We start from the raw sequence: 21,250 nt of genomic DNA, 5'->3' as shown, positions 1-21,250 counted from the left end.
ATCGATTTCGCCGCCCACCTTTGCGGTTGACAACGATCGTCGTAGGCTCGTGCCTGATGAGCAATTCAGCGCCGCGGGACTCATCGTTGCGAGCCGCAGACAACGGTCGGATCCAAGAAGACCGGGTCCAGGTTGCGCAACTGCTGACCGATGCCGCGGCGCAGGGCACGCTGAATCTCGCCGAATTCGAGGACCGGCTCGCGCGGGCGTACGCCGCCACGTCCTACGAAGAGCTCGAGCTGCTGTCGGCGGACCTGCCGGGGATCGCCAACACCCGCCGGGGCGCGTGCAAGCCCGCGCCCTCGACGGTCCTGCTGGCCATCATGAGTGGTTTCGAACGGCGCGGCCGCTGGAATGTCCCGCGGAAACTGACCACCTTCACGCTGTGGGGCGGCGGTGTCGTCGATCTTCGTTATGCGGACTTCACCTCGGCCGAGGTGGACATCCGCGCGTATTCGGTCATGGGCGGGCAGACAATCCTGCTTCCCCCCGAGGTCAACGTCACCGTCCGCGGCACCGGCCTGATGGGCGCGTTCGACCACAATGTCGGGGAAGCCGGCACTCCCGGCGCACCCCAGATCACCATCACCGGTTTCTCGCTGTGGGGCAGCGTGGGCATCAAACGCAAGAAACGCCGCCCCCCGGCCAACGAACTCACCGCCTGAGACGAGAGTCCTCAGAGCGGCTGTCGCGCTGCCGGTCCGGCCGTCACGCGCAGTCAGCGCAGGTCAGGGTGTCCGGCACGGCCAGTCGGCTGCGGTGGTACACCAAAAAGCAGCTCGAACACGTGAACTCGTCGGCCTGCTTGGGGATGATCTTGACCACCAGTTCTTCCCCGGACAGATCCGCACCGGGCAGCTCGAACAGCTCAGCGAACTCGCTGGGGTCGTCATCGACGGCGGCGTCACCGTGCACCGTCAGACCGGAGGCCACCTCCTGGATCGGATCCGCCGGGGTGTCTTCGACGTCTCGGCGGCGCGGTGCGTCGTAGTCGGTAATGGTTGCCATCGTCCCTCTTTCAGCCGGTGAGCGGGCGTTGACGCACCACACCGTCGTCAACGTGCGATCGGTGTTACCCACCTTTGCGCCGATCCACACCACCAATCCGAGAAAATTTCTTCGCACACCGAATGCACTGTCCCACAACGATTTTCGCAGTCGCTCCGAGTTGGCCGTGCCGCCGCGGACTAGTCACGCGGCGGCACAGTCACTACAGTGCGTACCCACTGACGTCCAGAGACAACGGTGCACCCGAACTCTTAACCGGCGCGAAACGGGTCAGGCGTTGTTCAGCAGCGCACGGAACTCCGCGTGCTCGGCATAGCAGTCGATCCACGCGGCCACCTTGTCGGTGTAGTCCTCCGACAACGGGTGCTTCTCCCGCATCACCGCGGTGAGCACGTCCCGGATCACGATCGTGAACTCGCCGACTCCGAGGTTGACGAACGCCATGTCACGTTCGGCTTGTGTCATCGCCGCCCGGTGTTCGTCCACCAGATCCCACGCCAGATCGGCTTCGTTCGGTCGTCGCTTCATAACTAGGGCGTGGGGTCGATCCCGAGGTTCTCGAGCGCGGCGTCCAGGGTGGGGCACATGTTGATGGCCTCGGCGAGCCCGATCAGGGTCAGGGGTCGGCTGGTCGCCGGCCCGTCGGCGACGACGGCGAACTTGACGTCGTCGTCGAGTTCCCGGCGCACCAGCGCCAGCACGTTCATGCCGTGCGAGGCCAGGAAGTCGACGCCGGACAGGTCGACGATCACCGCCGACGGCTCTTTCTTCAGCACCTCCGACAATCGCTGCTCGAGATGCGGCGCGGTGATCATGTCGATGACGCCGGAGCAGCCGACGATGACGGTGGATCCCCACCAGTGTTCGGTCACCACACATTCAGGCAGGTCAGCGTGGCCGTCGAACTGGCCTTTGGAGTTGTTCACCGGATACCTCGCGGTCCATAGCTGGCTGGCTGGCTGGCTGCGCTCGACTCGCGGGCACGGGCTGAACCGGGCAAGCATGTGCGCGAAATGCACCACAAGCCTAGCTGCCAGGCGCGCATCACGGTAGCCCAGTCGAGTTCACCGGCGTTTGCGGGCCTTCAGATAGTCGCCCACCACGGCGGCACCGAGACCGTCGACGTCTGGCACCACCACGCGGCCCTGCACGCGGCGGGCCACCTGATCGATGAACCGGGCCAGGCCCGGATCGCTGCCCAGCCGGAAGATGGTGACCTGGGCGCCCAGACGCGCGACCTCGTCGAAACCCTTCACCGTGTGGGCGAGGGTCAGCTTGTGCGGCGGGTAATCAAAAAACACCTGCGGCCCACCCTCTGAGGCACCCCAGTTCTCCAGGTGCGCCGTCGGCTCCCCGTCGGTGACCACCAGCACCACCGGTTGCGCGTTGGGGTGACGGCGCAGGTGCCGGGTGGCCAGCGCCAGCGCGTGATGCAGGTTGGTGCCCTGCTCGTAGACGCCCTCGAGCCCGGTGAGTTCGGCGGCGGTGACCGTCCGCGCATAACGCCCGAACGCGATGATCTGCAACGCGTCGGACCGGAAGCGTGTACTCACCAGATGGTTGAGCGCCAACGCGGTGCGCTTCATGGGCAGCCACCGGTTCTCCATCACCATCGAGAACGAGGTGTCCACCAGCAGGGCCACCGCCGCCTGGGAACGGGTCTCGGTTTCGGAGACCTCGACGTCGTCGACGCTGATGTGGATGGGCCCGTCCTGCCGGTCGGCCACCGGGGTGCCCGCCCGTCGCAGCACGGCGTTGGTGAGCGTGCGCGTGACGTTCCACGGTTCGGTGTCACCAAAAGCCCATGGCCGGGTGGCGCCGGTGAGTTCGCCCGCCGCACCCGCGCGCCGGGTCTCACGCTCGCCGTGGCGGCCCGAAAGCTGTTGTGCGACATCGCGCAACGCCGCCTGGCCCAGTTGGCGCATGGCCTTGGGTGAGAGCCGCCAGCGCCCGTCGGAGCTGCGATCCAGGAACCCCTGGTTCATCAGGGCCTTTTCCAGGTCGGCCAGGGTGCGGGCGTCGATGGCGGCGTCCTCCCCGAGCTGTTTGGCCAGCATGTCGAGGTCGACGTCCTCCATCGAGGCACCGGCGTAACTCTGGGACAGCTGCTCGGCGAGCTGTTCGAGCTCGGCGATATCGGCCAGCGCCTGGGCGCCCTCCCCCATGCCGAGCGGTTGATCACCCGAGAAGTTCTCCGAGCCGTCCCAGTCCTCGCCCGGGCGTGCCGACTGCAGATGCGCGTCGAGCCGGTTGAGCGCGTTCATCAGTGATGGCGACCCGAACGCGTTCTGCGCCAGCGCATCGAGTTCGGCGCGCTGATCGGCGCTCAGGCTGTTGCGGAAGCGTTGGGCCGCCGCCGATCGTTTGGCCAGCGAGTCGAGCAACTCGTCGATGTTGCGCGGGTTCTCCGGGAAGAAGTCGCCGTGCTTGTTCATGAAATCGTCAAAGTCCTGCTGGGTGGCCTGGCCCTGGGCGTTCTTGTCCAGCAGGTCGTTGAGGTCGTCGAGCATGTCGTTGACGCGCTGACGGTCTTCGTCGGTGGCGTTCTCCAGCGCCTGCTTCATCCCGGCGAACCGCTGGTCGAGCATCTCGCGGCCCAGCAGATCGCGGATCTGGTCGTACTTCTGCCGGGCCTCGTCGGAGCGCCAGTTGTAATCGGCCAGTTCCTCGACCGCCTTGGCCGGCGACGGGGACAGCGACTCGAGTTGCAGTTCGCCGAACCTGGCGTCGTCGTCGAGGGCCCGCGCCAGCTCCTTCCGCTCGGCCAGCACCGCCTCGTCGAGCAGCTTCTTGACTTCCTGCAGGGTGCCGTCGAGGTTGTTGCGCTGTAACAGCTGACGGCGTTTGCGGTGGGCTTCGGCGGCCAGTTTGTCGGCGCCGGGCAGATTCCTGGTGCCACGGCGCAACAGCTCGGACAGGGCCCGCCGCGGCGAGGTGCCCTCCATGACGTCCTGCCCGATCTGCTCCAGCGCGTCGCGCAGATCCACCGGCGGCGCCAGCGGATCCGGCCCACCGGTATATCGCGAGTACCGCGAGGTGTGGCTGGCTCTAGCCATAAATGGTTTCGCCCTCTCCGGACACTTTGTCGATCCGCTTCGCCAGATACAGCGCTTCGAGTGCCAACTCGACAGCCGCGGCCCGCTCACCGTCGGATTCCGCGTTCAGCCGCTCGGCGATGGCATCGATCACCGGCAGCTCCGGCAACGCCGCCAGCACGTCCTTGGCCGACACCCGCTCGCCCGTCGTCACCGGCTGGTCGGCTTCCACGGCGGCCACCAGGGGGCCCACGTCCAGGCCACCGAGAACCCGCTGTGCGGTTTCGGCGGTCGCGCGGCGCAGCAGATGCTCGAGGACTGCCTGCTCGCGCCCCTCCTCACCCGCTTCGAATTCCAGCTTGCCGCGCAGCACGTCGACGATGGTGCTCAGGTCCACGACGCGGGCCACGGGGTCCGGCTCGCCCAGGATCGCCGAGCGGTGCCGGGCCGAGGCGGCCACCGTCTCGGCCGCTGCGATCGCGAAGCGGGCCGACACACCCGATCGTTGATCCACCGACGTCGATTCGCGCAGCAGCCGGGCGAACCGGCCGATGATCTGCAGCAGATGATCGGGCACTTCGGCCGACAGGTGTGCTTCCTGCGAGATCACCCCGACCTCGGCGTCGAGTTCCTGCGGGTAGTGCGTGCGGATCTCCGCACCGAACCGGTCTTTGAGCGGGGTGATGATGCGGCCGCGGTTGGTGTAGTCCTCAGGGTTCGCGCTGGCCACCACCAGGACGTCCAGGGGCAGCCGCAGGGTGTAACCGCGAACCTGGATATCGCGCTCCTCCATCACGTTGAGCATCGCCACCTGGATGCGCTCGGCGAGGTCGGGCAGCTCGTTGACGGCGACGACGCCGCGGTGCGCACGTGGGATGAGTCCGTAGGCGATGGTCTCGGGATCGCCCAGGCTGCGGCCTTCGGCCACCTTCACCGGGTCGATGTCGCCCACGAGGTCGGCGACGCTGGTGTCCGGGGTGGCGAGTTTCTCGGTGTAGCGCTCGCTGCGGTGCCGCCATGTGATGGGCAGGTCTTCGCCGGATTCGGCGACGCGCCGCACCGATTCGGGGGTGATCGGTGAATAGGGATGCTCGCCCAGTTCGGAGCCGGCGATCACCGGAGTCCACTCGTCGAGCAACCCGATGAGCGAGCGCAGCAGACGGGTCTTTCCCTGACCGCGCTCACCCAGCAGAACGAAGTCGTGCCCGGCGATGAGGGCCCGTTCCACCTGGGGCAAGACGGTGTCCTCGAACCCGACGATGCCGGGCCACACCGTCTCGGCGGTGTCGCCCGCAGCCAGCCGTGCCAGCAGGTTCTCGCGGATTTCCTGCTTCACACCGCGCTCCTGATGGCCGGAGGCGCGCAGCTCGCCGAGGGTGCGGGGCAGATCGTTAGGTGATGTCACGACCTCCACGCTACGACGGTCACCGACATCAGGCAGCCGGTCCCTGCTCTCAGCGAAAAGTTCGGCGCGCGGGAATAACCCCGGAGAACGGTCAGCCGGCGGTCGGGGCCAGCATCTGGAAGCCGCCCAGAATCTGTTCGGTGTCGTCCTGATAGACGGGATCTGCCGGGTTGTCGGTCTGGGTGGTGACCGTCGCGGCATAGGTCCGGTCATCGGTGTGCATGACCGCGATCAGGACCTGCGCGGGTAACTCGCCGACGGGTTCGATCGGCGGGGTGAGGTAGTTGATGACCTCGGCGGGCAAGCCGCACAGGGTGGTTTCGGTGACGGTGACTTCGGTGGCGCCGAAACCGCTTTCCAGCGATTCGCGTTGCTGCTCGAAGACCACCGACGGGTCCTCGATGCCGGGCTTGCTTTCCAGGGTGACGACCACGGTGGGCGCAAAATCGTCGCTGGCGAGCGCGACATTGCTCATCGTGTACCGGAACAGGTCGTCGTCGAGTTCGGAGAACCGTTCCCAGCCGTCGGGCTGCGGGATGCGCAGCACTGGCTCACCCTCGTCGAGCGGTTCGACGTCCGACAGCGGGGCGTCGACCGGCGTGCAGTCGCTGCCGTCCGAGCCGGTCGCCAGTCCGGGACCCGACAACAGCTCCTCGGACGCCACCGGCTCGGCGTCGACATAGCGGGTGCACGACACGGTGAGCGCCATCGGCACCGCTGCCACCAACAGAACCGCCGTCATCCGTGCTGTCACGACAGTGACATTAGTCGGCTCACTCGGCGGCGGGGCCGTCGCCGTTGAGGTATGCACTGTTTCCCCAAGCAGTCAGCAATGGCCAGTGCCCCACCTTCTCCTGCTTGCGGGCGTCCCTCACCAGCCTCGGACTCGGGCCCCACCCCAAGCCCGAGCTCCTTCACCTGGCTCGTCCCTCACCAGCCTCGGACTCGGGCTCAGTGCGCGAAATGCCGTGCACCGGTGAGATACAACGTGATGCCGGCCTTGGCGGCCGCTTCGGTCACCTGATCGTCGCGCACCGAGCCACCCGGGTGCACGATCGCGCGCACGCCGGCGGCGGTCAGCACCTCGAGACCGTCGGGGAACGGGAAGAACGCATCGGAGGACGCGACGGCGCCCTGCACGCGGTCGCCACCGCGCTCGACGGCCAGCCGGGCCGCGTCGACCCGGTTCACCTGTCCCATACCGACACCCACAGTGGCGCCGTCCTTGGCCACCACGATGGCGTTGGACTTGACCGCCCGGCATGCCCGCCATGCGAACACCAGATTGCTCAAGGTGTCCGGATCGGCGGGCTCCCCGGTCGCGAGCACCCAGTTGGCCGGGTCGTCGCCCGGCGCGTCGAGCTCGTCGCGCTGCTGCACCAGCAAGCCGCCGCTGACCTGACGGAACTCGGTGGCCCCGGGCTGGGGCTCCGAGGCCACCAGCACACGGATGTTCTTCTTGCGCGCCAGGATCTCGACCGCACCGTCCTCATAGGCGGGCGCGACGATGACCTCGGTGAAGATGTCGGCGACGGTCTCGGCCATCTCGACGCTGACCGCGGTGTTGGTGGCGATCACCCCTCCGAAGGCGCTCAGCGGGTCACACTCGTGGGCCTTGCGGTGCGCGTCGGCCACCGAGACCGAGGAGATCGCGATGCCGCAGGGATTGGCGTGCTTGATGATCGCCACGCAGATGTCCTCGTGGTCGAACGCCGCCCGCCAGGCCGCGTCGGCATCGGTGAAGTTGTTGTAGGACATCTCTTTACCGTGCAACTGCTCGGCCTGCGCCAAACCCGGCCAGGCTGCGTCGTCGGTGTACAGCGCCGCCTGCTGATGCGGATTCTCGCCGTAGCGCAGCACCGCGGAGCGGCGCCACGTCCCACCGAACCACGCGGGCAGCTTCTGGGCGGGTTCCTCCCGGGCCAGGACATCACCCATCCACGACGCCACGGCGACGTCGTATTCGGCGGTGTGCCGGAAAGCCAACGACGCCAGTATCTTCCGTTCCGCCAGGGTGAAGCCACCGTCCCGGACCGCAGCCAGCACCCCGTCATAACCGAGCGGGTCCACCACCACGGCCACGCTGGGATGGTTCTTGGCCGCGGCCCGCACCATCGACGGGCCGCCGATGTCGATCTGCTCGACACATTCGTCCTCGCCGGCGCCGGAGGCGACCGTCTCGGTGAACGGGTAGAGGTTGACCACGACGAGTTCGAAAGCCGCGACGCCGAGTTCCTCCAGGGCCGCGGCGTGCTCGGGCTTGCGCAGGTCGGCGAGGATCCCGGCATGCACCCGGGGGTGCAACGTCTTGACCCGGCCGTCGAGCACCTCGGGGAAACCGGTGACATCCTCCACTGGGGTCACCGGAATGCCTGCTGCGGCAATGGTTTTGGCAGTCGATCCGGTTGAGACGATATCGACACCCGCCTCGTGCAGACCATGAGCAAGATCGGTCAGGCCGGTCTTGTCGTACACGCTGATCAACGCACGCCGGATCGGCTTACGCTCGCTCATCCGATAACTGCCTTTCGTCCACTCCAGGTCACGCCGCGGGTAGCGAGCGCGGCCAGCACGTCCACCAGGAGACGTCGTTCGACCACCTTGATGCGTTCGTGCAAAGTCTGTTCATCGTCGTCGTCCTCGACGGTGACGGCTTCCTGCGCCAGCACGGGACCGGTGTCCATACCCGCGTCGACGAGGTGCACCGTGCAACCGGTCACCCGGACGCCGTACTCCAGGGCCGCGGGTACCGCGTGGGCACCGGGGAACGCGGGCAACAGCGCCGGGTGGGTGTTGACCACCCGGCCGGGAAAGCGCGTCAGGAACTGGTTGCCGAGGATCTTCATGAACCCCGCCGAGACCACGAAATCCGGTGAATGTGCCGCCGTCGCAGCCGTGATGGCGGCATCCCAGGTGGCCCGGTCCGGGTAATCCCGCAGGGGGACGGTGTAGGCGGGCACGCCGGCGTCCGCGGCGATCTCCGCGGCCCGGCACTCGCGGTCCACCCCGACGGCCACCACACGTGCCGGGTACTCCCCGACTGCCGCATCCAACAGCGACCTCAGCAGCGATCCGGTGCCCGAAGCCAGGACGACCAGCCGTGCCGGCGCGCTGGGTGGCACGTGGAGGGGTTGCTGCACGAAACGAGCTTAGTCGGTCCCACAGGGGGTGCCGTCAGCGCTTCCCGTCGTCGGCGGAGCCGTCGTTGTCGGCCTCGAGCAGGTCTTCGGCGTCGGGCAGGTCGGCCAGTGCTTCGTGATCGACCGGCGGTAGCGGGGGCACCGGTTCCGGCTCGGGCAGCGGGTCGGGTTCCGGCTCGGGATCGGGTTCAGCGGCCGGGGGCACCTGGGCGCCGTCGCTCGAGGGAGCCGGTGCGGGCAGGATCAGCGGCGCGGTCTGCGCCTCTGCCAGCACCTCGTCATCCGGCTCGCCCAACGCCTCGGGGGCGGCCGCCTCGGCTGCCGGTTTGACTCGTCTGGGCCGGCGCACCAGGCCGTTGGCCATCACGATCGTCACGCCGCCGACGACGAAGAACCACAGGAACGCCGCGGGCCCGAACGTCGCATGGTCCACGCCGACCGCACCGAAGTTGCCGAGCTGTCCGCCGCCGGCATAACCGAGCAGCGCCATCACACCGGCCGCCAGCAGCGACGCGGTCAGCAGCCGCACCAGGGCCGGCCCGAGCGGCAGGGGCGTGCGGGCACATTGCTGTCCCAAGGCGACGCCGGCGGCGGCACCGACGATCAGCAGGGCCACCCACACCGGCCCCAACGGCGGGGTCGGTGCCGCCGCCAGGATGGGGACCGCCGGGATGTCACCGCCGAAGACGGTGAACGAACTGAATGTCGCGAATCCGATGTGGGCGCTCGACCCGACCGCCATGGCCGCGGCGCCGACGATCACGTTGGGGGCGTACAACACCGACAGCACGGTCAGGCTCAACTGGCCGAAGGCTGATTCGGTGATGCCGAACAGGTCGTGCATGGTGCCCCAGTGCACCACCAGGGCGGCGGCGGTCACGGCCGCCGAGAGCCCGAACAGCGCCAGCACTCCGGCCGTCGCCGCGCGAACCGAACCTGCCATCCAGTCAGGCAGTGGGGACGTCGCGAGCGCCCGCCGCCCCACTTTCGAGCCCACGCCGATCACGGCGCCGATCCCGTGCAGCACCAGAACGTTGAGGAAGGCGTGGCCCGCGCTGGGCGTCTGCAACTGCGTCAGCACCGATGAGGCGTCGTGCACCACTGCCAACGCCAACGCCGCGACCAGCAGGGGTCCGCCGATGGCCGACGCCACGATCCACCGTGTGACAAACCACGACGAGCGCGCCGAGGTGGCTTGTGCGGTGGTGCGCGCGGTGCCCCACACCATCAGGAGTGCGGGTAAGAGCGGCATGACTCCGAGCACGCGGCCGCCGATCGAGATCGGCACCTGGTGTACCCCGAGCCACATGCTGGCGATGGCGCCGAACGCGCCGGTCATATCGCTGTTCGCGATCAGCAGCTGGACCAGCACCACCGCCGCGATGATGACCAGTGCGACCAGCGCTGGACCGAAAGCGACCCTGATCAGGTCACGTGTCTGGCGTGCCCCTGCCGTGCGATTGTCCTGCATTCACGTCAGATCCGCCGCACCTGGACACACCAGGTGCGGCGGCGCCGGACTACGACGAAGTGGGGCCGGGTGACGGCGCCGACTGCTGGGTCTGCGGCTGCTGCGGCGGCTGAGCGCTGTGCTGCCCTGACCCGACCGCGGGCGGCGGGCTGAAGCTGGGGAAACCCGTCGGAGGCGTCGGCGGGCTGTTGTCGCTGCCCGACTGGCCGTAACCGGGGGTGGGGCCGGGCGAGTACGTGCCGTACTGGGTGGGATAACCCGGCCGCGGACCCTGCGGCTGCTGGCCCGGGGCCTGTTGGCCGGGCGTTTGGGGGTAATAGCCGCCGCCGGGCGGCCCGTACTGCCCGTACTGCGGCTGCTCGAACTTCGGTCGCGGCGTCGGCGCGGACAGGACACCGGCCTCCAACAGCAGCGCGCCGATGGCGACGATCGCCTGCAGCACGCTGAATGCCAGCACCAGCCACGCGGCCCAGCCGGTGGTCACGTAGTTCGAGGTGTTGAACAGCTGGCTCACCACCACCAGGACGCCGAGAACCGAGAGGATGGCGACGACGGGGAAATGTCCTCTGACCTTCGGCACCAGGCCGACGGCCGCCAGCAGGGCCGCGAGCAGGGTGGCGAGGGTCAGGAACACCCCGCCACCGCTGGTGGCCTCGACACTGATCGGGCCCAGTTCGGCGCTCGAGGTGAAGACCGGGCCGAAGCTGGACAGGTAGGCAGCCAGTCCGAGCACCACCACGGCGGCGGACAGATAGAGCGGGAGCTTGCTGGGCCCCGGTTCGGCGGCGGGCGCGAACGACTGGGTGGGAGCGTTGTACGAACCGGACGGGTATGCCCCGGAGCCGGAGTACGAACCGGAATCTGCGTAGGAACCGGACTGATACGAGCCGGGAGGCTGCGCCGGCGGAAAGCCGCCTGGCGGGTTACCGGGTGAGCCGGGTGAGCCGGGTGAGTAGGTCATGACCTCTCCTGTGTCGTTGGGCGCCGAGGTGGCGGCGCTTACATCGGACCCACTTCATGGGCCCCCGCTTCATGGACTAGGCCGACGAACACCTGCGTCGGCATTCGAGGCGGGGATTCGCGTCATCCACGCTAGCGCACCAACCTGCGGGTGCCGTGCGCCGATCCGCGTGTCCTCCACAGCGGTCATGCCACCGGGCTCCGGCCCTCAGGCGCCGGCCGACACCAGTGCTGGTCGTCCCGGAGATTGGGTGTCGGCTGCTTCGATCTCCCGCACCAGCGGCAGCACCCGGGCACCGAAGTACTCGATCTCTTCCTGGAAATGGAGGAAGCCGCCGAGGATCAGGTCGACTCCGCGCTTGCGGTAGGCCGCGATGCGTTCGGCGATCTGCTCAGGGGTGCCGATCAGCTGGGTGCGGAAACCGTCGTTGTACTGCACCAGGTCCTCGAAGGAGGAGTCCGCCCACATCCCCTTCTTGTCGCCGGTGGAGTTCCCGGCCTGCTGGACCGCACCGCGGAACCCTTCGACGGCGGGTTTGTTGGCCTTGGCCACGATTTCGCGCAGGACCTCCTTCGCTTCCTTTTCGGTGTCCCTGGCGATGATGAACCCGTTGAGGCCGATGCTGACCTCCCGGCCCACCTCACGGGCGTGGTCTCGCACCTCCACCACCTGCTCGGTGATGCCGTCGAAATCCTTGCCGTTGGAGAAGTACCAGTCGGCGTAGTACCCCCCGTTGCGGCGGGCGGCGGTGGAGTTGCCGCCCTGGAACAGCTCGGGGTTGGGGCGATCCGGGGTGTTGAGGGGCTTCGGCTTCAACGTGAAGTCATGGATGCGGTAGAAGTCGCCGCGGAAGTCCACGTCATCCTCGGTCCAGATCTTGCGCAGCACCTGCAGGAACTCGGCGCTGCGCCGGTAGCGCTCGTCGTGTTCGAGCCACGGCTCGCCGAGATGGGTGAACTCGTCTTTGAACCAGCCGGATACGACGTTCACCGCGAACCGCCCGCCCGACAGATGATCGGCCGTCGCGCCCAGCTTGGCCAGCACCGCCGGCTGCCACAGGCCTGGATGCACGGCGGCGATCACCTTCAACCTCTCCGTCGCCAACAGCAGCGCCAGGGAGAAACTGGTGGACTCGTGCTGGTATTCGGCGCCGTAGCTGGCCTCGTAGCGGACCTGACTGAGGGCGTATTCGAACCCGTTGTTCTCCGCGGTCTGCGCCAGTTTCTTGTTGTACTCGTAATTCCAATCCGTGCGTTGCTCGATGGTGCTGGTCACCAGGCCGCCGCTGACGTTGGGCACCCAGTACGCGAACTTGACGTTCTCGGCGATACGTTCTGTCGTCATGGCGCGATCACACCGCGACCGCCGGTACCGGTCACCCTTTTGAATCGCCCAGAGTCCTAAGGGGGCCCACCACGGCGATCGGTGTGGCGGCAATGCCGTTGAATCCGGTGGAGGTCACGGTGGTGTAGGCGCCCATCATCGGACTCACCAGCACGTCGCCGACAGTCAGCGCAGGCATCGGGTAGTCCCGCGCCACCACATCGGTGCTGTCGCAGCTCGGCCCCGCCAGGGTGACCGGCTGTAACTCCGCTGCCGCCCCGTCCACCACCTCGGCGAGCGCGAGGATCGGCGGGTGAACGTCTTCGGTGAGGATGTTCGAGTACGACCCGTAAAGACCGTCGTCGAGGTAGTGCCACACCCGCCCGTTGCGCAGTCTGGTGCCGACCACCGAGGTCAGCAGCGTCATGCTGCCCGCGGCGAGGAACCGGCCGGGTTCGGCGAGCACCGTCAGGCCGTGCCCGGAGCCCAGCGCGGTGCGGATCTCGGCAGCCACGTCGTGCAGCGTCGGCATCGGGTCGCGATAGGTCACCGGGAAACCACCGCCGATGTCGATGGCGTTCGCCTGCACTCCGAGGTGGTCCTCGACCCGGGCGGCGAGTTCGAGGGTGGTGCGCACCGCGGCGCCGAAGGACGTCACCGACGACCCCTGGCTGCCGACGTGAAAGGTGAAGCCGTGGAACTGCACTCCGGCGGCAACCACGTGCTTGACCAGCAGCTCGGCCTCCGCGGGATCGGCGCCGAACTTGGTCGACAGATCCGATTTGGCAGATGCGTTCGGGAACCCGAGACGCACCAGTATCTGGATGTCCGGAGGTAGGCCGCTGAACTTCTGCGCTTCGACGGGGTTGTCGACGACGAAGGTCCGGATCCCGGCGCGGTATGCCGAGCAGATGTCGGCGAGTTTCTTGACGGGATGGGTGTGGATGCACCGAGACATCGGGATGCCAAGCGAATCAACGAGTTCTATCTCGCCGTTGGAGGCGACGTCGAACCCGCCGCCTGCCGCCGCGACGGCCGCCAGCACCGCTGGGTGCGGCGCCGCTTTGACCGCGTAGTGGACGTTGACGCCCGGAAGCGTCTCGGTGAAGGTGCGGTACTGCGCGGTGACCTCCCCCGGGTCGAGCACCAGTAGCGGTGTGCCGTGGGCGTCCAGCAATTCCTGCCAGTGGTGGGCACGGGCCTGCACTCTGAGCTGCTCACGAAGCCGTGACCGACGCCGAGCGTTCATGGTCCACCTCCGCCCCCGTGGGCCTGCGCACGACGAGCAATCGCTGGAACCGCTCGTAGCTGACTATCGCCAGCACGTAGAACCCGGCGTCGGCGGCCAGTTTCGCGAAGATCCACCCGGCCACCATGTTGTCGAACATCAGCGGGCCCGCGTAGAACGCCAGCGGCCGGATGGCAAGGCTGTCGATCCCCTCGGCGGGACCGAATTCGACGGCGATACTGCGCAGCGCCAGCCCGTTGGCGACCAGCAACCGCCGGCCGCGAGGAAGGTGCGTGTGGTGGCGGTAGGTGGTGCGCACTGCGGTGAGGAACGCCATGGCGTAGTACCCGGCCGACGCGCCGACGGTGGCGACGACGGCGGCTGCGGCCAGCGAGCCGGTGGCCAGGTAGGCGATCGTCGCGCCGCCCAATTCGCAGATGGTGCTGGCGATTTCACACGGCAGATACCGTCGCATCCACTCGCAGATCTTGTTTCCGGCCGCTCGCCTGGTCCCCACATTGCGCACTGTTCCGGTTGTCTGCGTGCCCTGTCGTGAGTAGCGCGCTACGCGAATCCGCCGCAGCGGCCCTTGCCCTATCGGTTAGAACACGTTCTAATTCTGTCATGGATTACGGGCTCGTACTGTTCACCAGTGACCGCGGTATCGCACCGGCCGCTGCGGCCAAGCTCGCCGATGACCATGGCTTCACCACCTTCTACGTGCCCGAACACACTCATATCCCGATCAAGCGTCAGGCTGCGCACCCCACCACCGGCGACGAGTCACTGCCCGACGACCGCTATATGCGCACCCTCGACCCGTGGGTGTCCCTGGGCGCCGCCAGTGCCGTCACCTCGCGGGTGCGGTTGTCCACCGCGGTGGCCTTGCCGGTCGAGCACGACCCGATCACCTTGGCGAAGTCGATCGCCACGCTGGATCATCTGTCCGGCGGCCGGGTGAGCCTGGGTGTCGGATTCGGTTGGAACACCGACGAACTCGCGGATCACAACGTGCCACCCGGTCGGCGCCGCACCATGCTGCGCGAGTACCTGGAGGCGATGCGCGCGCTGTGGACCGAGGAAGAGGCCGAATATGACGGCGAATTCGTGAAATTCGGCCCGTCGTGGGCATGGCCGAAACCGGTGCAGTCCCACATCCCGGTCCTGGTCGGAGCGGCGGGTACCGAGAAGAACTTCAAGTGGATCGCCCGCAGCGCCGACGGTTGGATCACCACGCCCCGCGACTTCGACATCGACGAGCCGGTCAAACTGCTCCAGGACACCTGGGCCGCCGCGGGCCGCGACGGCGCACCGCAGATCGTGGCGCTCGATTTCAAGCCGGTACCCGAAAAGCTGGCCCACTGGGGCGAACTCGGTGTCACCGAGGTGCTGTTCGGCTTACCGGACAAACCCGAGGCGGAGGTCGCCGCCTATGTGGAGCGGCTGGCCGGCAAGCTCGGCGCGCTGGTGTAGCCGACTCGCGTAGCCGACTACGCGTGAACAACAGGGTGCCGCAGACGACAGTCCGTGGGTGAGGCCTCACGCAGGCGACGTTCATCCCGGAAGGAATTCCCATGCCCGGCATCAGCCCACTGATCATCCAGTTGTTCGACGACCCGCATGCCAGGCACCGCCACGGCAATCGGGAAGACACCAGCAAGCAACGCCGGTCCGAATCCAAGGGACGGGTGCTGCGGCGCCGGCGCCGACATGACGACTGAGCGATCGCTGTCACGCGGACAGCTCGGCGCGGTTTCCGTTCTCCGTGGTCCGCACGCTGATCGCCGCGCCCAGCGGATCACCGTCACTCATGAGGGCCACCAGCTCTTCGTTCTCGGTGGTGGCCATGAAGCGCGAGCCGTCGGTATCGAGCCGGCCGACGATGATCCCGGTGCGCACGGGCCAGTCGTGGCGCACCGAATAGGTTTCGATGGCGCCGGTGCCGTCGACGGTCTTGGTCACCGGCACCGTTGGCAGTGCGGCGACTTCGGCGTTGAGCGCCTCGCTGCGGCTGGTCCGCCACGCGACGGGCTCGGTGGAGTAGATGCCCACCGAGTACTTGCTCATGATGCCGCCGTTGGCGCCGACGAACCCGAACTGGCCGGGCTTGTCCCGCATCTCGGCCACGGTCTCGGCGATACCGTGCAGTGAGTAGCTGTTGCCCGGGCCGCCGAAGTACGGCAGCCCGCCGGTCAGCGTCAGGCCTCGTGGATCGTCACCGGAGATCCCGAGGGCTTCGCAGATGACGAACACCGGGAACGGGAAGCAGCTGTACAGATCGAATGTCGCGATGTCGTCGACGCCGATCCCGGCCACCCGCAGCGCCTCGTGGGCCGCTCGCCCGGCGGCGGGGCTGGCGCCCAGGTCGGGGCGGACCAGCAGTGCCTGCTCGACGAGGTCGGAGTGCCCGTGCAGGTACACCCATTTCTCTTCCGGCACCCCGAGCCTGCGTGCGGCGGCCACCGACATCAGTACGGTGGCCGCGCCCTGGTTCACCGTGTCGCGTGCGACGAGCAGCCGTGGGTACGGGTCGCAGATCATCCGGTTGTCGGCGGTGACGGTTGTGATCTCCTCCACCGAGCGCTCCACCGGTGACGACGAGAACGGGTTCTTGGCAGCCACTTTCGACATCGGCGCGAACAGCTCCGCCATCTGGTGGCGGTACTGGGCGACCCCGAGGCCCAGCCGGGCTCGGCGCGCGTTGTCCAGCAGGCCGTACTGCACCGGCGCCCCGGTCAGGCCATGGGTGACGGTGTACTCATCGATATAGCTGTAGATCTGGTGTCCCCGGTCCTCCAGCTGACCGTCGACATGTTCGGTGAAATCGGGTTTGTCGTCCCTGTCCGCGAAGTACCGCGCCGTGGAGCCCGGCTCGGACCCGATCACCATGGCGACCTCGATGTCCCCGGCGGCAATGGCGGTGGCGAATTCGGTGACCACCTTCTGCGAGCCCTGCCCGCCGACCGGTTCGAGCACCACGCGCGCCGGGTCGGCACCGAGACGCCGCATCACCGACCGCGGATAGTTGTTGGATCTTCCGAGCACAGCCGGCATGGGTCCGGAGATCTCGAACTGCCGCAGGCCCACCACCACTTCGACCGCGCGTGCCACATCCTCCGGCCGCGCCCCGGTGTCCGCCAACGCCGCCCGGGCCGCCTCGGTGGCCAGTTCCACCGCAGACATCCCGCGATAGTCCGCTTCATCGATGCGCTCGGTGAACTGCCCGACGCCGACGATGACGGGCGTGCGTGGATCGACGGGCATGGCAGACCTCCTCGGAGTAACTACTTCGACACGCTAATAGAACATGTTCTTGTTTGACGACCCGGATGGGTTTCCAGCCTGCTGTACATCAGAACCGATGTACGCCAATATTGGCGTACATCAAGGTAGGCGTACAGTGAAGCGATGAACTGGCCCCTGCGCCCCATGACGCTGGTGGTGGGCGGCGTCGTGCAACCCGACGACGTGGTGGGCAGGTACCGCGAAGCCGAGGCCGTCATCGCGGCACTCCCCCACAGCGGCGCGGTCCTGGTGGGCGACCGGCGCCACGGCAAGACCTCCTTGTCGCGTGTGGTGCAACAACAGGTACGCCGGGCCGGGGCCCTGGTAGGCGCCGCAAGCGCCGAACGCGGTACCTACGCCGATTTCGTGTCGGCGCTGGCCGCCGAACTCGCCCGCTTCGAACCGGGCTGGCGCAAGGAACTGTCGAAGCTGCGGGTGACGATCACCGCCGGACCGGTGACGGTGGAACGCGACGCCCGGGCCGCAACCGCCATGGACGAGTTGCTTCGCCAAGCCGTCGACCGCGCGCATGGACGTCAGGTGGTGCTGTTCATCGACGAGGTCACCGTGCTGGCCCGCAAGCTCGAACGGACGCAGCCCGGATCCGGGGAGGATTTCCTGCGCACCTTGCGCCGCTTCCGCCAGGACCATGGCGGTCGCGTCGCAACCGTCCTGTCCGGATCGATCGGCTTCCACCACGTGTCCGAGGATGCCCCGAGCACCGTCAATGACATCCGCAAGATCGCGATAGGGCCTATCCGGTCGGATCACGCGACGTACCTGGCCGGATGTCTGCTGCTCGGCGTGGGCGCTTCCCCGGCGGACGCCGGTCGAACGGCGCCGGCCCTTGCCGAGGCCGCCGAAAACGTGCCCTACTACATCCAGCATCTGGTCCTGGCCTCACAGGAACAGTGGTCGCGCACCGGCGCACTGCCCTCACCAGACCAGATCCCCGGACTCGTCACCGCCGCCATCGAGGACGTCAACGATCCCTGGGATCTCCGGCACTACCGGGACCGCCTCGACACCTACTACGGCCCAGCCGCAAGCCTTACTGCGAACCTGCTCGACGTCTATGCCCACTCGCCGCGGCCCCTCGGCGTCGACGAAGTGATGAAACTGCTTGCCAGTGAAGGTAATCCGATCCACGATCGGGACCGGGCGGTCCGGATGATCGAACGTCTGGAACTCGACCACTACCTCGAAAGACGCGGTGACGCCGACCGCTTCGCGTCACCTCTGATCCAGCGCGCCTGGAAGGCGATGCGCAGGTGAACAGTTCGCCTGTGGCGCACACCCCCTCGGCGATGAGCACCGCCGACCTCGATGCCGCCACAGTTGGCCGGGAGGCGCTCTTCGCGCGCCTGGTACGCCGCATCAGCGGCGCCGCGCGGGACGGTTCGCGACCGCACACCTTGCTCGTCGCGCCGCGCGGCGGCGGTAAGACACACACCGTGCGCGTCGCAGTACATCGCGCGATGGTCGATACCGCAACCGCCGAAAGGACGCTCCCCGTCCTGATTCCGGAGGATGCGCTGGGCATCGGCTCCTACCTCGACCTCCTGGTGGAGGCGGCGCGGGCCATCGGCCCCGACGTCCACGAGACATCGCGCGCCCTGCGCCGGGCCAAGGATGTCATCGGGATCGAGCAGGCGATCTCGGGGGCCGCTGCGGGACGTATGGTGCTGCTGGCCGTCGAGAACCTGGATCGGGTGTTCGACGGTATGGGCATCGATGGGCAGGGCAGCCTGCGCGCCTGGGTGGAAACATCCACCGAGGTGATGATTCTCGCCACCACACCCGCATTGTTCCCCGGAGTGTCGTCGCGGCGTTACCCATGGTACGGGTCGTTCATGGTGGAGCAACTGACCGATCTCGAGCTGCCCGACGCTGCGGCCATCGTGGCGGGCGCCGCCCGCAGCAGCGGAGCCGACGATCTCGCTGCATTTGTCGAATCAACCACCGGCACAGAGTCTTTGACCGCCATCCATCAGATCATCGGTGGCGCGCCGCGACATTGGCAGCTGCTCGGCCAATTGGCCGACGCCGGCATGCTCCAGGCGGTGACGCCCGCCGTCGATGCGCTCCTGGACCGCCTGGTTCCGAACTACCAGCGGCAGATGGCCGAACTCCCACCCGGGGAGCAACGCCTGGTCGTCGAACTCGCACGCGGCGACGGACCGCGCACCGTCAGCGATCTGGCCTCCGCTGTCGGCGTATCGAATCAGTCGGCGGCGACGGCACTGGGCCGCCTCACGGCGTCACACTGGGTGACGTCGGCGAAGAACGACGCCGACCGCCGCTCCACCTGGTACGACCTCTCCGATCCGCTGCTGCGGCGCGTGCTGCGGTACCGGGATCACTGAGACAACACCAAGGGTCGCTTGACGCGCCTGTCACTTGGTGACACAGTGGAGATGTCACTAAGTGACAGACAGACATCGCCCAACCGGCACACGGTCCCCGATGCCGAAAGGACACCGTGACCACAACGACTGCACCACAACGTATTTCAGTCGAGGAATTCTTCAGCCCGCCCGAACGCGCGGGCGCCGCCATCTCACCGGACGGCACCCGGATCGCCTACCTGGCGCCGTGGCGCAACCGCCTAAACATCTGGGTACAAGATCTCGACGCTCCGGACTCCGAACCTCGCTGCGTCACCGCCGACGAGACCCGGAGCGTGTACATCTTCAGCTGGACCCACGACTCACGCCGGCTCCTGTACATGCAGGACAACGGTGGTGACGAGCACTACCACGTCTACCGCGTCGACCTCGACGACCCGGACGCCACCGCCGTCGACCTCACCCCGTTCCCCAACACCCGGGCGTCCTACGAACTGCTCAGGGCGCGTCCGGGCAAGGCTGTCGTGCAGCACAACGCCCGCAACGGCGAGCTGTTCGATGCCTACGAACTCGACATCGCCACCGGCGAACTCACGCTGCTGGCGGAGAACCCCGGCAACGTCGTCACCTGGATCGCCGGTCCGGGTGGTCATCTGTTCACCAACACGCTGACCGCCGACGGGGACGTCGAGATCTCGCAATGGGATCCGGACACCACGACGCTTCGCCCCGTCAAGGTCTACGACGGGCGCGACTACCCATTGGGCATCTATCCCGTCGCACCCACTCCGGACGGCACCGGGCTCTGGCTGGGCTCCTACGACGGAAGTGACCGCCTGCGCCTGGTGCGCCTCGATGTGGCGACCGGGACCGAGACCGTTGTGGACAGCCATCCCAGCTTCGATCTGGGCGCGCAGATCACACTGCCCTCGCCGTTCATCCTCAGCGAGCAGACCGGTGAGCTGATCGGCGCCCGTTATTACGGTGAGCGACAGGTGATTCACGCGTTGGACCCTGATTTCGCCATCGTTCTGGACAGGCTCAACGCCTTGTCGGACGGTGATCTGGGAGCGATCTCGACCGACGACAGCGGGCAGCGCTGGGTGGTCAGTTTCAGACACGACCGCGATCCCGGTATCACCTACTTCTACGACAACACCACGGGCGAGAGCAGGCTGCTGTTCCGGCCCTACCCGAATCTGGACCCGGCTGCGCTGGCGCCCATGACACCGGTCTCCTTCCCGGCCAGGGACGGACTGGAGCTACACGGGTATCTGACACTTCCCGTCGGCCAGGAGCCGGCCAACCTGCCCATGGTCCTGTTGGTGCATGGTGGACCGTGGGCCCGGGACTGCTGGACCTATCAGCCCGATGTGCAGCTGCTGGCCAACCGTGGATATGCGGTGCTGCAGGTCAACTTTCGCGGATCAACCGGCTACGGTAAGGCCTTCACCCAGGCGGCCATCGGTGAGTTCGCCGGAAAGATGCACGACGATCTCATCGATTCGGTGGACTGGGCCGTCAAGCAGGGTTACGCCGACCGTGACCGGGTGGGGATCTTCGGCGGCTCGTACGGTGGCTACGCCACGTTGGTGGGCGTCACCTTCACCCCGGACGTCTTCGCCGCGGCCATCGACTACGTCGGGGTCTCCAGCCTGCCCAATTTCATGAAGACGCTGCCGAATGTGGGCCGGCGCTTCCTGGCCACCAATTGGCACCTCTATGTCGGCGATCCGGCGGACCCCGCGCAGGAAGCCGATATGCTGGCCCGCTCGCCGATCACGAAGGTGGATCAGATCCGCACCCCGCTGCTGGTTGTCCAGGGCGCCAACGACTCTCGCGTGGTGCAGGCCGAGTCCGACAACATGGTCGCCGCGCTGCGCGCCCGCGGCGTGGAGGTCGAGTACATGGTCAAAGAGGACGAAGGCCACGGATTCGTGAACCCCGAGAACAGCATCGACATGTATCACGCGGTCGAGCGGTTCCTCGCCGAGCACCTGGGCGGGCGCCCCTAGTCCCGTCAACAGAAAAGGCCCCCGCATCGGC

Annotated in this window: 20 protein-coding genes; 6 read left to right on the top strand and 14 right to left on the bottom strand. The window is 67.4% G+C overall.

Going from position 1 to position 21,250, the window contains the following annotated elements:
• Window positions 1-56: 56 nt before the first annotated feature.
• Window positions 57-665, top strand: coding sequence for a DUF1707 SHOCT-like domain-containing protein (locus NL241_RS05695; RefSeq protein WP_487691836.1), 609 nt, complete (start codon window positions 57-59; stop codon window positions 663-665).
• 43 nt (window positions 666-708) lie between these two features.
• On the opposite strand, the gene NL241_RS05690 is transcribed toward NL241_RS05695, so the two are convergent.
• From NL241_RS05690 to NL241_RS05630, 13 genes are all read right to left on the bottom strand, one after another.
• On the bottom strand, window positions 709-1,008 hold the full coding sequence (locus NL241_RS05690) for a DUF4193 domain-containing protein (protein WP_487691837.1): 300 nt from the start codon (window positions 1,006-1,008) through the stop codon (window positions 709-711).
• Between the two features lie 270 nt (window positions 1,009-1,278).
• A complete protein-coding gene (locus NL241_RS05685; RefSeq protein WP_487691838.1) occupies window positions 1,279-1,536 on the bottom strand; it encodes a hypothetical protein in 258 nt (85 codons plus the stop codon).
• A gap of 2 nt (window positions 1,537-1,538) precedes the next feature.
• Window positions 1,539-1,934 carry an STAS domain-containing protein gene (locus NL241_RS05680; protein WP_487691839.1) on the bottom strand — a complete coding sequence of 132 codons (396 nt, stop codon included), beginning with the start codon at window positions 1,932-1,934 and terminating at the stop codon, window positions 1,539-1,541.
• Between the two features lie 138 nt (window positions 1,935-2,072).
• Window positions 2,073-4,064: a vWA domain-containing protein gene (locus NL241_RS05675; protein ID WP_494396999.1), complete on the bottom strand. Its 1,992-nt coding sequence runs from the start codon at window positions 4,062-4,064 to the stop codon at window positions 2,073-2,075.
• Window positions 4,057-5,448 carry a sigma 54-interacting transcriptional regulator gene (locus tag NL241_RS05670; protein WP_487691841.1) on the bottom strand — a complete coding sequence of 464 codons (1,392 nt, stop codon included), beginning with the start codon at window positions 5,446-5,448 and terminating at the stop codon, window positions 4,057-4,059. Before NL241_RS05670 ends, NL241_RS05675 begins: the two co-directional genes overlap by 8 nt.
• Window positions 5,449-5,539: 91 nt before the next feature.
• Window positions 5,540-6,202, bottom strand: a complete 663-nt coding sequence (locus NL241_RS05665) for an LpqN/LpqT family lipoprotein (RefSeq protein WP_487691842.1) — start codon at window positions 6,200-6,202, stop codon at window positions 5,540-5,542.
• A gap of 197 nt (window positions 6,203-6,399) precedes the next feature.
• Window positions 6,400-7,962, bottom strand: coding sequence for a bifunctional phosphoribosylaminoimidazolecarboxamide formyltransferase/IMP cyclohydrolase (gene purH / locus NL241_RS05660; RefSeq protein WP_487691844.1), 1,563 nt, complete (start codon window positions 7,960-7,962; stop codon window positions 6,400-6,402).
• A complete protein-coding gene (purN, locus tag NL241_RS05655) occupies window positions 7,959-8,588 on the bottom strand; it encodes a phosphoribosylglycinamide formyltransferase (RefSeq protein ID WP_487691845.1) in 630 nt (209 codons plus the stop codon). Before purN ends, purH begins: the two co-directional genes overlap by 4 nt.
• A gap of 34 nt (window positions 8,589-8,622) precedes the next feature.
• Window positions 8,623-10,059, bottom strand: a complete 1,437-nt coding sequence (locus NL241_RS05650; RefSeq protein ID WP_487691846.1) for a cell division protein PerM — start codon at window positions 10,057-10,059, stop codon at window positions 8,623-8,625.
• A gap of 49 nt (window positions 10,060-10,108) precedes the next feature.
• Window positions 10,109-11,020 (bottom strand): DUF5336 domain-containing protein, encoded by a 912-nt coding sequence (locus tag NL241_RS05645; protein WP_494396998.1) that lies wholly within the window; start codon window positions 11,018-11,020, stop codon window positions 10,109-10,111.
• A gap of 207 nt (window positions 11,021-11,227) precedes the next feature.
• A complete protein-coding gene (gene sfnG, locus NL241_RS05640; protein ID WP_487691848.1) occupies window positions 11,228-12,364 on the bottom strand; it encodes a dimethylsulfone monooxygenase SfnG in 1,137 nt (378 codons plus the stop codon).
• A gap of 31 nt (window positions 12,365-12,395) precedes the next feature.
• Window positions 12,396-13,592: a type III PLP-dependent enzyme gene (locus tag NL241_RS05635; protein WP_494396997.1), complete on the bottom strand. Its 1,197-nt coding sequence runs from the start codon at window positions 13,590-13,592 to the stop codon at window positions 12,396-12,398.
• The gene (locus tag NL241_RS05630) at window positions 13,561-14,088 is read right to left on the bottom strand and encodes a hypothetical protein (RefSeq protein ID WP_494396996.1); all 528 of its coding nucleotides are present in this window, start codon (window positions 14,086-14,088) and stop codon (window positions 13,561-13,563) included. The genes NL241_RS05635 and NL241_RS05630 overlap by 32 nt, the downstream gene beginning before the upstream one ends.
• 107 nt (window positions 14,089-14,195) lie before the next feature.
• On the opposite strand from NL241_RS05630, the gene NL241_RS05625 reads away from it, so the two are divergent.
• Together NL241_RS05625 and NL241_RS05620 are read left to right on the top strand one after the other, a co-directional pair.
• Window positions 14,196-15,044 carry an LLM class F420-dependent oxidoreductase gene (locus NL241_RS05625; RefSeq protein ID WP_487691851.1) on the top strand — a complete coding sequence of 283 codons (849 nt, stop codon included), beginning with the start codon at window positions 14,196-14,198 and terminating at the stop codon, window positions 15,042-15,044.
• A gap of 101 nt (window positions 15,045-15,145) precedes the next feature.
• On the top strand, window positions 15,146-15,292 hold the full coding sequence (locus NL241_RS05620; protein WP_487691852.1) for a hypothetical protein: 147 nt from the start codon (window positions 15,146-15,148) through the stop codon (window positions 15,290-15,292).
• 10 nt (window positions 15,293-15,302) lie between these two features.
• On the opposite strand, the gene NL241_RS05615 is transcribed toward NL241_RS05620, so the two are convergent.
• Window positions 15,303-16,835 carry an acetyl-CoA acetyltransferase gene (locus tag NL241_RS05615; protein WP_487691853.1) on the bottom strand — a complete coding sequence of 511 codons (1,533 nt, stop codon included), beginning with the start codon at window positions 16,833-16,835 and terminating at the stop codon, window positions 15,303-15,305.
• 144 nt (window positions 16,836-16,979) lie between these two features.
• Here NL241_RS05615 and NL241_RS05610 point away from each other — a divergent pair, with 144 nt between their 5' ends.
• The 3 genes from NL241_RS05610 to NL241_RS05600 all read left to right on the top strand — a co-directional run bounded on the left by NL241_RS05610 (window position 16,980) and on the right by NL241_RS05600 (window position 21,219).
• A complete protein-coding gene (locus tag NL241_RS05610; RefSeq protein WP_487691854.1) occupies window positions 16,980-18,131 on the top strand; it encodes an AAA family ATPase in 1,152 nt (383 codons plus the stop codon).
• 11 nt (window positions 18,132-18,142) lie between these two features.
• Window positions 18,143-19,222, top strand: a complete 1,080-nt coding sequence (locus NL241_RS05605) for a MarR family transcriptional regulator (protein ID WP_494396995.1) — start codon at window positions 18,143-18,145, stop codon at window positions 19,220-19,222.
• A 116-nt stretch (window positions 19,223-19,338) separates the two neighbouring features.
• Window positions 19,339-21,219: a S9 family peptidase gene (locus NL241_RS05600; RefSeq protein ID WP_494396994.1), complete on the top strand. Its 1,881-nt coding sequence runs from the start codon at window positions 19,339-19,341 to the stop codon at window positions 21,217-21,219.
• Window positions 21,220-21,250: the final 31 nt, after the last annotated feature.

The sequence above is a fragment of the Mycolicibacterium sp. SMGY-1XX genome (genome assembly GCF_059132455.1).
Note: the sequence above shows the minus strand (reverse complement) of the source record. Positions and strands in the feature narration are given on the sequence as shown.